At 45.3% G+C, this 12,280-nt stretch carries 9 protein-coding genes; 5 read left to right on the plus strand and 4 right to left on the minus strand.

What is annotated here, in order from left to right:
- Positions 1-101 precede the first annotated feature (101 nt).
- Together ACED59_RS17875 and ACED59_RS17880 are read right to left on the minus strand one after the other, a co-directional pair.
- Positions 102-2,147 (minus strand): alkaline phosphatase D family protein, encoded by a 2,046-nt coding sequence (locus ACED59_RS17875; protein ID WP_017096753.1) that lies wholly within the window; start codon positions 2,145-2,147, stop codon positions 102-104.
- A gap of 24 nt (positions 2,148-2,171) precedes the next feature.
- The gene (locus ACED59_RS17880; protein WP_017096754.1) at positions 2,172-2,642 is read right to left on the minus strand and encodes a hypothetical protein; all 471 of its coding nucleotides are present in this window, start codon (positions 2,640-2,642) and stop codon (positions 2,172-2,174) included.
- A gap of 81 nt (positions 2,643-2,723) precedes the next feature.
- Between ACED59_RS17880 and ACED59_RS17885 the strand changes: the two genes are divergently transcribed.
- From ACED59_RS17885 to ACED59_RS17895, 3 genes are all read left to right on the plus strand, one after another.
- Positions 2,724-4,037: a MipA/OmpV family protein gene (locus tag ACED59_RS17885; protein ID WP_017096755.1), complete on the plus strand. Its 1,314-nt coding sequence runs from the start codon at positions 2,724-2,726 to the stop codon at positions 4,035-4,037.
- Positions 4,038-4,264: 227 nt separating this feature from the next.
- Positions 4,265-8,347, plus strand: coding sequence for an ATP-dependent RNA helicase HrpA (hrpA, locus tag ACED59_RS17890; RefSeq protein ID WP_017096756.1), 4,083 nt, complete (start codon positions 4,265-4,267; stop codon positions 8,345-8,347).
- Positions 8,348-8,490: 143 nt separating this feature from the next.
- The gene (locus tag ACED59_RS17895) at positions 8,491-8,985 is read left to right on the plus strand and encodes an outer membrane beta-barrel protein (protein WP_009847008.1); all 495 of its coding nucleotides are present in this window, start codon (positions 8,491-8,493) and stop codon (positions 8,983-8,985) included.
- A 313-nt stretch (positions 8,986-9,298) separates the two neighbouring features.
- On the opposite strand, the gene ACED59_RS17900 is transcribed toward ACED59_RS17895, so the two are convergent.
- Together ACED59_RS17900 and ACED59_RS17905 are read right to left on the minus strand one after the other, a co-directional pair.
- Positions 9,299-10,075, minus strand: coding sequence for a hypothetical protein (locus ACED59_RS17900; protein WP_009847007.1), 777 nt, complete (start codon positions 10,073-10,075; stop codon positions 9,299-9,301).
- Entirely contained in the window at positions 9,996-10,799 is an 804-nt protein-coding gene (locus tag ACED59_RS17905) for a hypothetical protein (protein WP_371704782.1), read from the minus strand. The genes ACED59_RS17900 and ACED59_RS17905 overlap by 80 nt, the downstream gene beginning before the upstream one ends.
- A 207-nt stretch (positions 10,800-11,006) precedes the next feature.
- Here ACED59_RS17905 and ACED59_RS17910 point away from each other — a divergent pair, with 207 nt between their 5' ends.
- Together ACED59_RS17910 and ACED59_RS17915 are read left to right on the plus strand one after the other, a co-directional pair.
- Positions 11,007-11,189, plus strand: coding sequence for a hypothetical protein (locus tag ACED59_RS17910; protein ID WP_069591697.1), 183 nt, complete (start codon positions 11,007-11,009; stop codon positions 11,187-11,189).
- Between the two features lie 223 nt (positions 11,190-11,412).
- Positions 11,413-12,198: a TetR/AcrR family transcriptional regulator gene (locus ACED59_RS17915; RefSeq protein WP_009847004.1), complete on the plus strand. Its 786-nt coding sequence runs from the start codon at positions 11,413-11,415 to the stop codon at positions 12,196-12,198.
- Positions 12,199-12,280 lie beyond the last annotated feature (82 nt).

The following is a 12,280-nucleotide window of genomic DNA, read 5'->3' on the forward strand; positions in this document are numbered from 1 at the left end:
GTTATCGGCTTCTCATGTAGGCTAGCTACACATCGAAGCCTCTGCCTTGTATAAATACCCAGCAACTCGCTGCAAAAATTAGCTCGAAAGGTCAACACGCCCTAGTAAGGTTCAGGAAAGCGGGTGGTTTTACCGTCACCACTAAGTGTTGTGATCGACTGTGGTTTACCATCCTCATCTAGCCTTAATTCACCAATCGCACTTCGGTTTGAAAGGCGATAGAAGGTTTGATTGTCTGGGCTTCGCTTCTCGATCTTTAAGCGCTTTCGCTTGGTGAAATAGTTCAAAACTGAGCGAGGACTGTATAACAGGCGGTCCCACACATCACAGAATTTAAGCAGCGGCGCTGGGAATTGATTTTTAATGCCACTACAGGTGATTTGATAAATGTTCGGGCTATTTCGGCGGTATCTAAGCTTGATATCGTAAGCAAAGGAGTAGTGAACATCGCCCGAAAGCACCACGAAATTGGTCGGTGTTTTGGTATGGGTAAAGATACTGATCAGCGTATTGGCACTGCCCGGATGTGCCATCCAGTTTTCAGCGTCAATCACCAATGGCTTACCAATTGTTGTCGCCATTTTTTGTAGTGTTTCAATGAACTTAACGCCGAACATTGGCGCAGCAGAAACAATCACGACTTTATCTTGATGCATCAATTGATGTTGAAATTCAATCAAGGCCTCCCAGTCCATCAAACCTGAAGGTTTATTCATACGAGATTCCGAACGCCAGCGACGGGTTCGGGTATCCAACACAATGACTTTGGGTGAAGTATCTATTGTGTAATGCCACTCCTCAAAGCGACTCAACATCTCAATGAAGGCTCGATGCTTGTTTGGCTCGATGTCGCTAACAGAGTGAGTAGTCGCGGCATCGCCGGTTTCACTGTTCGTTTGTTTAAGGTTGTCCGTTTGTTCAACGTCATGCGTTTGTTTAAGAACGCGCGGTTGATCGACAAAAAGCTGTTTTGCTTGCTCGATGAATGTCTCGTCGAAGCTCTCCGGTTTATTACCCCAGCCCTGACACATCCAGTAAGCCGCAAGGCCGTTACCAATGACTTGAGTTGCGAACTGGTTTTGGTCTACGGCATGTTCCCAACCCACGGTAAGGTTCCAATCATCGGTCACATCGTGATCATCAAAGATCATGTACGTAGGGATATGTGCGAACAGACGTTGTACTTGCGGTAAGCCAGCAATGAAATCATCCATGATGACGCTTTCATCACGCCACTGTTGTTGCTCAGTCGGTGTTAATTGGCGTCCACCTTGAGTGAAGTTATTCTCAATTAAGCGCTCTCGATTGACACACTGCCACAGTGTCGGCGACCAAACTAACAGGTACATCGCGATAAACTCAGACAGCGTGACCAAGTGGTTTTCACAATCGGTAGAGCTAAAAATCGGTACGCCACGATTCGGGAAGAACTTATCGAGCATGGATTCTGAAGTGGTGTGGTGTGGCAAGTACTGATCACGTTGATATAAGTGATATTCGCTCTCAAATAAGGCGTCACTGCTGTTGATTCGGTTAACTTGCGAGTCAGTCGGTAAGCTCTCTCCCACTAGGCCAAGCAATTGAATCACTTGCTGAATAGCATCAAGTGTTGGTCCTGCCACATGGTCAGCGTAGATCTGATCGCCGCTCATCATCAGCATATCGGGTCTTTCAGCGACGGTTTGATCGGCAATCTTGTTATCTGCTGCGACTAGGCTGTCTTTGCTTGGATGATGTGGATTACGGCAAGAGCCATGAAGAATGTAATCAGCCGAGGTAGATATCTTAAACTCAACGCGAGATTTACCGTTGTAAACAAGGTGAGGTGCGAGCTCTTTTAATGAGCCTGACTCTGTGTGAACGTCATACTCTAGAGGTGTATTCGTCGGGAACTCGCCTTGTAAGCGGATGAGCGTTACCCACGCATGTGTACCGATTTGAATCGAATCATGATCTTCAAGCGATGAGGTATAAAACGGCTGGTCTTGTGCTGCTTCAGAATCGTCTATTTCTTGAGTATGAAGTTCGGCTCTGCCTGTCAGAGGCGAGCTGGTGGCTAACCAAAGTACGACTTCAGTTGCAGTCGTTTTTCTTAAAATGGGTCCGGCGAGTAACAGGGGAAGAGATGATGTCGTAGAGGGTTTCAATACGGTACCTAAAATCGTTGGTGGCTAGTCGTCGTGGTGTTGTTTTGTTTCGAGCTTGTTCGTTTCAGGCTCTGTTATGTCAGACTCAGGTGTTTCAGAACCATCTGCTTCAAGGAGTTCGATAACTTCCGAGCTAGAAAGTTCATGACCCATTAGAAATATTGCCAATAGGGCATCGGCTTTGGTCTTGGTATCGGATGTGTCGTCTAACACTTGCTCCAGTTTTTCACGAATCATAGCAATTTCGTGTTCAACAAAACCACGGCCTTCTTCATCCCCTTGATTGTCTTCAGGGGCATTATCGAACTCAAGAAATAGCATGTCGCCGTCTAGGTTGGTATTCACCAAACGCTCGGGCAACCATGCCTCACCAATAACAATATCCGGATCGGAATCTTTGGGTAAGTGATCTATAATGTTTTGTAATTCGGAGACTTTCACAATGCTTTCATTTAACCGAGAATATTCTACATTGTAACGGTCAATGCCGCTCAAACCTAAAATTAGTTAGCCGTTATGGCTAATAAATGTCTATTCAGTAACACAAAATTTATTACAAAGAGTAATTACATAAGAATGAAGCTCAAATATTTACCGACTCTCGCTTCGTCGGGCGTTGTTTTCGTCAGTAGCGTTTTCCTAAGTGCGAATGCGTGGGCCGCTGAAGAGCAAGAGTGGGGCATCGCTGCAATGTTTCGTACGGCAAGTATTCCTTACGACACGTCAGGTGGCGACCAAACGGTTAGCTCTTTTGTTCCAATGCTATTTTTCAAGAACGACTATGTGTTCATTGATGGAACTGAGATGGGTGCTTACCTTTATCAACCCGATGACGAGAAATGGTCTCTTAATGCTATCTCTCGCATGCGCTTTATTGATATCCCTGCTTCTGAGCAGAATGAAATTGAAGGTGATACGGCGGACTTTGGTGCTCAACTGACTTACCAACTTGATGGGCCTTGGTCTGTCGAAACGGAGTTAATGAGCGACAGTGAATTCAATTTTCACGGTAACTTACGTGCGAAAGCTAAGTATGAAACCGGAGACTGGGAGTTCACTCCGCGTGCGACACTGCGCTACAAAAGTGCGGATTTCAACAGCGAGTATTACTCAGCAGCAAATGAAACCATCGGCGCAGGTGTGGACCTGAATGTCGGTGTAGAAGCGCGTTACCATGTGGTTTCGAACTTATACTTATTGGGTTCAACCAGTGTGACTCGACTGGATGACAACGCTTACGATTCGTCGATTGTTGAAGACCGTTATCAAGGCGAACTTTACCTTGGTTTTGGCTTTTTCAATGATAAAACCAAAGCGCCAAAACCTAAGCTGAGCAATGCGCCGTATTTACGTGTTGCACACGGCTGGGCGACGCCATCGAATATTGGCGACATCATGAAATTCAACAGGGAGAAAGACGAATACAACAACCAGTTGACCTCCTTCTTCTATGGCCACCCGTTAACCGATGAGATCTTCGGTTTCCCATTGGACATCTACTTAACACCGGGTATCGCGCATCACTGGAATTCAGAGGTTCAGTCAAGCAGCACTGAATACATTGTCGCTATCAAAGCGTATTACACTTTCGACTGGCCGACACAATGGCGTGTTGGTGTGGCAGAAGGTATGTCTTACATCGATTCGCTGACTTACATCGAAGCGAAAGAGATGAAAGAGAAGGGTTATAACGGGAGCCACTTGCTTAATTATCTCGACTTTTCGGTCGATGTAAACGTAGGCGATTTGGTGGGTAAGAATGACCTGAACAACTTATGGTTCGGCTATTCGTTGCATCACCGTTCTGCTATTTTTGAAAACGCCTCTCAGTTTGGTCGAATCAAAGGCGGCAGTAACTACAACACGGTTTATCTACAGTACGAGTTTTAAGCGCGTTTTTTAGCAGGCAGTTTATAACAGGCGTTTTTAGCGTTTAGTTTTTAACTGTGATTTTTGAAACATTCGGTTTGCGTTCGTCACGCTTCCATCGCTTTTACTAACGTGAGAGTGACTAATCAGCCTGATAGCAAAAGGTTTTCCCTTTGTTGTCAGGCTTTTTTGTTTGAGACTTGTGATATAATCGCGCGAGTTTAATAAGTACAAGAATAGGACACGCTTTGACTTCGTCTCCGGAAAAAGCAGATAACAACAAGAATGCAGCACAGCCAAGTTCTTCACAGAGCAAAGCGAAATCAAATAAGCCTGCATCGAACCGACCTGCTAAACAATTAAATGCTGAACAATCAAATACCAAAAAAGCTGAACAATCAGCGACAAAGACAAAATCATCTCAGAATAGCCCAGTATCTCTTCGTAAAGCGCTCCACGAATGTATGATGCGCGATCGCTTCCGCTTGAGTAAGCGAATTACTGGCGCGAGTAAAATCAAGAACGAACAATCTAAGCACGCTGTCTTCGATGAGATTGCGTTAGATATTGCCAAGTCAATGATGACGGCAACTCAGCGTGCTGCGCAGAAACCAACCATCGAATACCCAGAGATTCTCCCAGTAAGCCAAAAGCGCGATGATATTGCGAAAGCCATTGCTGAAAACCAAGTAGTTATCGTGGCGGGTGAAACGGGGTCGGGTAAAACTACTCAGTTACCCAAGATCTGTTCTGAGCTTGGCCGAGGTCGTTTTGGCCTAATTGGTCATACTCAGCCTCGTCGTCTTGCGGCGCGTTCGGTTGCAAACCGTATTGCGGAAGAGATGGAAACGCAGTTGGGTGAATTCGTTGGTTACAAGGTTCGATTCAACGACCAAATTTCTGAAAACACCCAAATCAAATTGATGACCGACGGTATTCTACTGGCGGAAATTCAACACGACCGTTTCTTAAGCCAGTACGACACCATCATTATCGATGAAGCGCACGAACGTAGCCTGAACATCGACTTCATCATGGGTTACTTGAGAGAGCTTCTACCAAAGCGTCCTGACTTGAAAGTGATTATCACGTCGGCGACTATCGATCCTGAGCGTTTCTCGAAGCACTTTAACAACGCACCGATCATTGAAGTGTCAGGCCGTACTTACCCAGTAGATACGCGTTACCGCCCATTAGGTGGTGATGACAGTGATTCAGACCGCGATCAAATCGAAGGTATCTTTGAAGCCGTTGATGAGCTGTGTGATGAAGGCCAAGGCGATATCTTGATCTTCATGAACGGTGAGCGTGAGATTCGTGATACCGCGGACTCTTTAAGTAAACGTAACTTGCGTGATACCGAAATTGTTCCGCTTTACGCACGCCTTTCTGCGGGTGAACAGAACCGTATCTTCCAGTCTCATACTGGTCGACGCATTGTTCTGGCGACCAACGTGGCAGAAACCTCGTTAACCGTTCCGGGTATTAAGTATGTCATCGACCCGGGTACGGCGCGTATTAGCCGTTACAGCTACCGTACTAAAGTACAACGCCTACCGATTGAGCCAGTGTCTCAAGCGAGTGCTAACCAGCGTAAAGGTCGTTGTGGTCGTGTTGCTGAAGGTATCTGTATTCGCCTGTACTCTGAGGAAGATTTTGAATCACGCCCAGAGTTTACTGACCCTGAGATTCTTCGTACTAACCTAGCATCGGTTATCCTTCAGATGACAGCGTTAGGCCTAGGCGACATTCAAGCATTCCCATTTGTTGAAGCGCCCGATAAGCGCAATATTCAAGATGGTGTAAGGCTACTTGAAGAGTTGGGTGCGATTGCGACAGTTGAACCGTCAGCGAACAAAAACAAGAACCATGGCGACGATAAGAAGAAGCTAACGGCAATTGGTCGTAAGCTCGCTAAGCTGCCGATTGATCCACGTTTAGCGCGTATGGTGATTGAAGCGCCAAGCAACCGCTGTTTGCACGAAGTAATGGTGATTGCCTCTGCATTGTCGATTCAAGACCCGCGTGAGCGTCCATCAGACAAGCAACAATCATCTGACGATAAGCACAAGCGCTTCTTCGATAAAGAGTCAGATTTCATCACGTTTGTGAACCTTTGGGATTACGTTAAGCAGCAACAAAAAGCGCTGTCGAGTAACCAGTTCCGCAAACAGTGTAAGCAAGATTACCTGAACTATTTACGTATCCGTGAATGGCAAGATGTGTACTTCCAAATTCACCAAGCGATGCGTGAATTAGATACCAAGCTGAATACAGAGCCGGGCAGCTACGATGGCATTCACATGTCACTGCTATCAGGTTTGCTTTCGCACATCGGTATGAAAGACCAAGAGAAGAATGAATATCAAGGTGCTCGTAACGCACGCTTCCATATCTTCCCTGCGTCTGGCTTATTTAAGAAACAGCCTAAGTGGATCATGTCTGCTGAGCTTGTGGAGACCTCAAAACTTTGGGGCCGTGTTATCGCCAAAATTCAGCCTGAATGGATTGAGCCATTAGCGAAACACTTGATTAAGCGTAGCTACAGCGAACCACATTGGTCGAAGAAACAAGCGGCGGTAATGGCTCACGAAAAAGTGATGCTTTACGGAATCCCAATCATTCCGAAACGTTTGGTTAATTACGGTGCCATTGATGCCACTGTCAGCCGTGAGTTGTTTGTACGCAGCGCATTGGTAGAGGGAGAGTGGGAAACCAAACATGCCTTCTTCAAACAGAACCGCAAGCTACTGCAAGAAGTAGAAGAGCTAGAACATAAGTCTCGCCGTCGTGACATCTTGATCGACGATGATGAACTGTTCGACTTTTATGACCAGCGTGTGGGTGAAGAGGCAGTTTCAGGCCGTCACTTCGATACATGGTGGAAGAAGACCAGCCAGAAAACACCGGAGCTGCTTAACTTTGAAAAGTCGATGCTGTTCAGAGGTGATGCTAGCCACGTTACTGATTTGGATTATCCGAACTTCTGGCACCAAAACGGTATCAAGCTGAAGCTGAGCTACCAATTTGAGCCGGGCGATGACAACGATGGTGTAACGGTCCACATTCCGCTGCCTATCTTGAACCAAATCGACCAGAACGGTTTTGATTGGCAGATCCCAGGCCTACGTCAGGAACTGGTGATTAGCCTAATTAAGTCGTTACCAAAAACGCTACGCCGTAACTTTGTGCCTGCACCAAACTACGCTGATGCGTTCTTGGCTCGTGTTACGCCGCTTGAAGCTCCATTATTGGATTCGCTTGAGAAAGAGCTGCGCCGCATGACCGGTGTGGAAGTGGTACGTGATGACTGGAAGTTAGACCAGATTCCAGAGCACTTAAAGGTAACATTCCGTGCTGTGGATCATCGCAAGCGCAAACTGAAAGAGCAGAAAGACCTGCATGAGTTGAAAGAGAGCCTGAAAGACAAGGTTCAAGAAACACTTTCTAAAGTGGCAGACGATGACATCGAGCAGCAAAACCTGCATACGTGGAGCTTTGGTGAGTTACCAAAAGTCTACCAACAGAAACGTGGTGGCTATGATGTTAAAGCCTTCCCAGCACTGGTGGACACCAAAGACAGCGTAGAGATCAAATTGTTCGAAACCGAGCAAGAGCAGATCACTGCAATGAAATCGGGTCAGCGTCGTTTAATTCTGTTGAACGTACCATCGCCGATCAAATACTTGCACTCGAATTTACCGAACAAATCTAAGCTCGGTTTGTACTTCAACCCATACGGACAGGTGCTCGATCTTATCGATGACTGTATCGCTTGTGGTATTGATAAGCTGATTGAGCAGAAGGGCGGCATAGTTTGGGAGCCAGAGCAGTTTGAAGCTCTAAAAGAACACGTACGTGCAGAGTTGGATGACACAGTTGTTGAGATTGCTCAACAGGTTGAAACCATCTTAACCACGGCATTCGCCATCAGTAAGAAGCTGAAAGGGCGTGTCGATCTTTCAATGGCATTTGCGCTTTCAGACATTAAAGCTCAAATAGAAGGTTTGATTTTTAAGGGGTTTGCCACAGAATGCGGCTGGAAACGCTTGCCGGATATTCTACGCTATATGAAAGCGATAGAGCGCCGAATGGAAAAACTGCCGATTGATCCGAATAAAGATCGCCTTCATATGATCAAAGTGGACTCTGTAATGAATGATTACAAAGAGCTGCTGAATAAAATTCCAAAAGGGATCGCGGTTCCAGAAAATGTAAAAGAGGTGCGTTGGATGATAGAAGAGCTTCGTGTAAGCTTCTTCGCACAGCAACTCGGTACACCTTACCCAGTATCAGATAAGCGTGTTAAAAACGCGATTGATGCTTGCTAAACGAATAAAGCTAGACGCAGTGGCAAGGTTTGGGTATAAATCTTGCTTATTGCATTACTAATTGAATAGTTATTACATACAGGGCGACTTGGTGGCAATTCATTACCACGCAAGGCCTGCCAACAGGACGAAAAAGGTCGAATATGAAAAAAACGTTATTGGCTCTAGCACTGCTAGGTGCATCTTCAACAGCGATGGCTGATTCTTGGTTGTACGGCGGCGCAATGGGTGGTCAAAACTCATTAGGTAATCAAGAAGAGACAGCGATGGGTATCCACGTGGGTACGGGCATCCTTCCATTTATTGGTGTTGAAGCGGGTTACTGGGATCTAGGTTCTTTCGACAGTGTTAAATACGGCAACCAAACACTGACTAAACTAGACGCAAGCACAACTTACCTAGCAATCAAACCAAGCATCGACTTTGGTCCTCTTCACGTATACGCGAAGGGTGGTCTTCACTCTTACGAGCTTAAAGCGAACGGCTTCAAGCAAGACGAAGTTGATATCATGTACGGTGTAGGCGCAGAATACTTCATCTTTGGCCCACTATCTGTAGGCGCTAGCTACCAAAACTTCAACATGAAAGATGACGACTCAGGCGTTTTCTCTCTAAACGCAACTATCCACCTACTGTAATTAATCAGTAAGGCGATCGTAAATAGCGGTCGGATAATTGTTTGATGGGTTTATAATACCAATCGTAGTAAATAACTGTTCATCCTAGCTAGTTAAAACGCTCGATAACTTCGTTAGAAATTTTGATTGTAGAATAACTACTTATCAAAAATTGCTGCCTTGTTCTCAAGCCTTTTTCCGGCGCTATTTATGATCATTTACTTACTGTGATTGGTATAAAAACTCATAAAAAATGCCAGCTTGATAGCTGGCATTTTTGTATCTATTGACTGGGTAATCTTGACGGTATTTTCTGACCGTAGACCGTAGAAGGCTACTTTTTACTGTTTAGAATTTTCTGAATTCTTGGGTTAATCGCTTTGCCGTGTTGGCTTTCGTACTCTTCACGTTTTAAATCGTTTAGGTTCTTTACGGAGTTAGCAGCAAGGAGGAACTGCGGTAATTCAGTTTCTAGCATGCCTTTCTCATCTAAACGTTTTGCTTCCAAATAGTACTTCTTAAACAGGCCATCAAGCTTGTTTTCAGCGGTGCGTTTCAAGTCGTACAGCTTGTTTTGGATAAGCCACTTTTCAATGTTGTTAACAGCTGTGCGTGACAACACACGAATGCGGCTATCAAGCAGCTCTTCTTCTGTTAATGAATCCTTTAGAATCCAAAGCTCACCCATTTGCGGCGGCCAACTGTTGCCAAGTTGAATACGTTCATGACAGTGCATTAGCACGCGGTTAAGGCCGTCTGAGTCAACAGAGTGGGCAAACTCAAGAAACTTACCGCTTGGTTCACTACCGTATTGGTATTCCCACTGAGTTTCGTACACGCTCAAGAAAGAACCGAACACATGGATACACCAATCGGTCAGCTCCAACTCTGCGGGATCTTGGTCAACAACAGGCACTTGTTGAGACGAACCCGTGCTAGCAGCATTGGGTGTCGCTACTTCAGTGCTCTGTGCTTCAATAACCTCAGGTACTACAGAGCCTGTAGAGTCAGGAACAACAGGTGAAGCTGGCTCAGAAGGTTGGCTTTTTGCCTTTTTGAATGAGCTGCTGCCTGAAGCGTTCAGATGGGCTAAGCTTTTGTCTATACCCATTTCCTTGAGCTTGTCCTGCATTTCCTGAATATTGAGAGGTCTTCTGCTGTTGTTGTCTTTCATTTTGCTTCTCGTTAACTAGCCAGTACTGCAGCTTGGATTCAATCCGAGATAGTGGCATTAATTCATTGGCTTTGGCTTTATACCAGAGGACAAATTTCTTCCATACTAAACTATGGTCACCGGTCAAACCGGAGAATTTAAACGCACGTTCTGCCCATGATGGTATCTCTTCTTCGTTGAGATCATGAGTAGATACGGTGTTGCTGTTCATTGAGCCTCGGCCTTGTGGGCGAGGGGCATGCTGCATGTGTTGCATCGGTGCCGGAGCAGGCTGAAACTTAGGTGCCGGAGCAGGCTGAAACTTAGGTGCAGGTGCAGGTGCAGGTGCAGGTGCCGTAGAGTAGACAGGAATACTGTTGGTCGGTTGAACCTCAACGTGCGCCGTAGCTTGCTCTTGCTCAATGAGCATTTTGAAAACGTGAATCTCTTTTTGATCTCGATAATCTACTTTTACCTTATCGAGAAAACCTTGGTCGACTAAACACTTAAGGCAGTCGGCTAAACCAAACGTAGAGAGAGCACAAAGTTGACCTGCTGTTTGTAAGCACACATTGGTGTAGCCGAATTCGTCAGCACCGTCTGCAAGCATCAATAAAACAAGCTTTTCTGCTGGGCTAGAAGTATTCACTTGCCAAGCTAAATAAGAATATTTGGCGCTCAATATCGTGTTCTCAAAAAAGGTAAGTCGTTGTCACTATTGTAAGTCACCCCTTACCTAATTTATAGCAACTTAGTAGAAAACGGCATTAGTAAGCCAAATATTAACCATAAGGAGAGGTCTGCACCAAAAAGTGAACCTGAACTCACTCATTCTCGTGGTTTACGTACCCCTCCATTCGGCTCGAATAGCTGACTGTCCTAAACCATCATGCTCTATTTAGATGAAGACAGCGTAATGGGCTTGTATTGGTTTCGCCAAACTAAGGCGCTTCTTCCTGTGTTGGTTAGTGATGCCGCGTTGGTTAGTGATGCTGTGTCGGTTATTGATCTTATGTTGGTTACTGATGCTATGCCAGTTAATGACGGCAGGCTGGTGAGTAACGCGATGTGATTATTGATGGTTTTCACATCTATTCATAACGTGAATTTAATTTTATGAAACACCTTGATATGATCAATATTTGCGCTATTATGACGATAAGTCATAAATGACGAAGCGTCACAAAATGGTTAACTACATGAATTTACTATTCGTGTTAATATATTGGATAGGAGCGTTTTAAATACTGGCGAAGCTTAGATGATAGCTAAGCTCAAATACGGACTGAGAAATTATGTTTGGCTTTGGTTGTAAAGGCGATAAACAAGGTATCTTTGGTTGCAAAGGCGTGTTGTCTAAAAAGCAGCAGTCTATAGCAGACCGAGAAGTAGAATTGATGTTGTTAGCAAAAGATCTGGTTCGAGAACAAGGGTTCGGAAACCTCACGATGGATAGGCTAACGGCAGCAAGTTCTTATTCTAAAGGTACGATATACAATCACTTTTGCAGCAAAGAAGACGTGGTTTTAGCCTTGTGTATTCACTCTTTAAAGACCGAGGCATTGATGTTTGCTCGTTCTGGAGAGTTTGAAGGCAACACACGTGAAAAGATTGTCGCACTGCACGTTGCTTACCGAATCTATGCTCGCATGGAACCGGTACTATCAACCTGTGCGATCATGGCGAAAAGCCCGTGGGTACTAGAGAAAGCGTCTAGTGCACGTGTAACCGAGATGAATGAACTGGAAGAGTTGGTGATTGAACAAGCCGATTCAATGGTAAACCGAGCAGTAGAAGCCGGTGACCTTAAGTTCTCTTCTGGTGTGGGTTCAGATGCCATCGTGTTTGCTAACTGGTCAATCGCATTTGGTTCAAATGCCTTGTCACAGAACGCATCAAACAGTCATTGTATTAAGCGGTTACAAGACCCGTATTCAGTATTACACAACGCGAACATGCTACTAGACGGCCTAAATTGGCAGCCCCTTTCTAGCGATTGGGATTACCGCAAAACCTGGCGCCGTGTAGAACAAGAACTGTTCAGTGAAGAAGTCGCTTACCTAGAGTCAGTAGGTCGATAATCTTCCATTAAGCCCACTCGTGTGGGTTTATTAATAACCATTAGTGACGATTCGTCATAAACTTAAGTTTGCCTAGTGTGGT

Origin of the sequence: Vibrio sp. FF266, assembly GCF_041439695.1 — a bacterium.
In the GTDB taxonomy this organism is placed as follows: domain Bacteria; phylum Pseudomonadota; class Gammaproteobacteria; order Enterobacterales; family Vibrionaceae; genus Vibrio; species Vibrio tasmaniensis_A.

Coding starts and splice junctions, on each gene's coding strand:
- ACED59_RS17885 (WP_017096755.1), top strand. CDS start 2,724: ATGAAGCTCAAATATTTACCGACTCTCGCTTCGTCGGGCGTTGTTTTC.
- ACED59_RS17895 (WP_009847008.1), top strand. CDS start 8,491: ATGAAAAAAACGTTATTGGCTCTAGCACTGCTAGGTGCATCTTCAACA.
- ACED59_RS17900 (WP_009847007.1), bottom strand. CDS start 10,075: ATGGGTATAGACAAAAGCTTAGCCCATCTGAACGCTTCAGGCAGCAGC.
- ACED59_RS17910 (WP_069591697.1), top strand. CDS start 11,007: ATGCTCTATTTAGATGAAGACAGCGTAATGGGCTTGTATTGGTTTCGC.
- ACED59_RS17915 (WP_009847004.1), top strand. CDS start 11,413: ATGTTTGGCTTTGGTTGTAAAGGCGATAAACAAGGTATCTTTGGTTGC.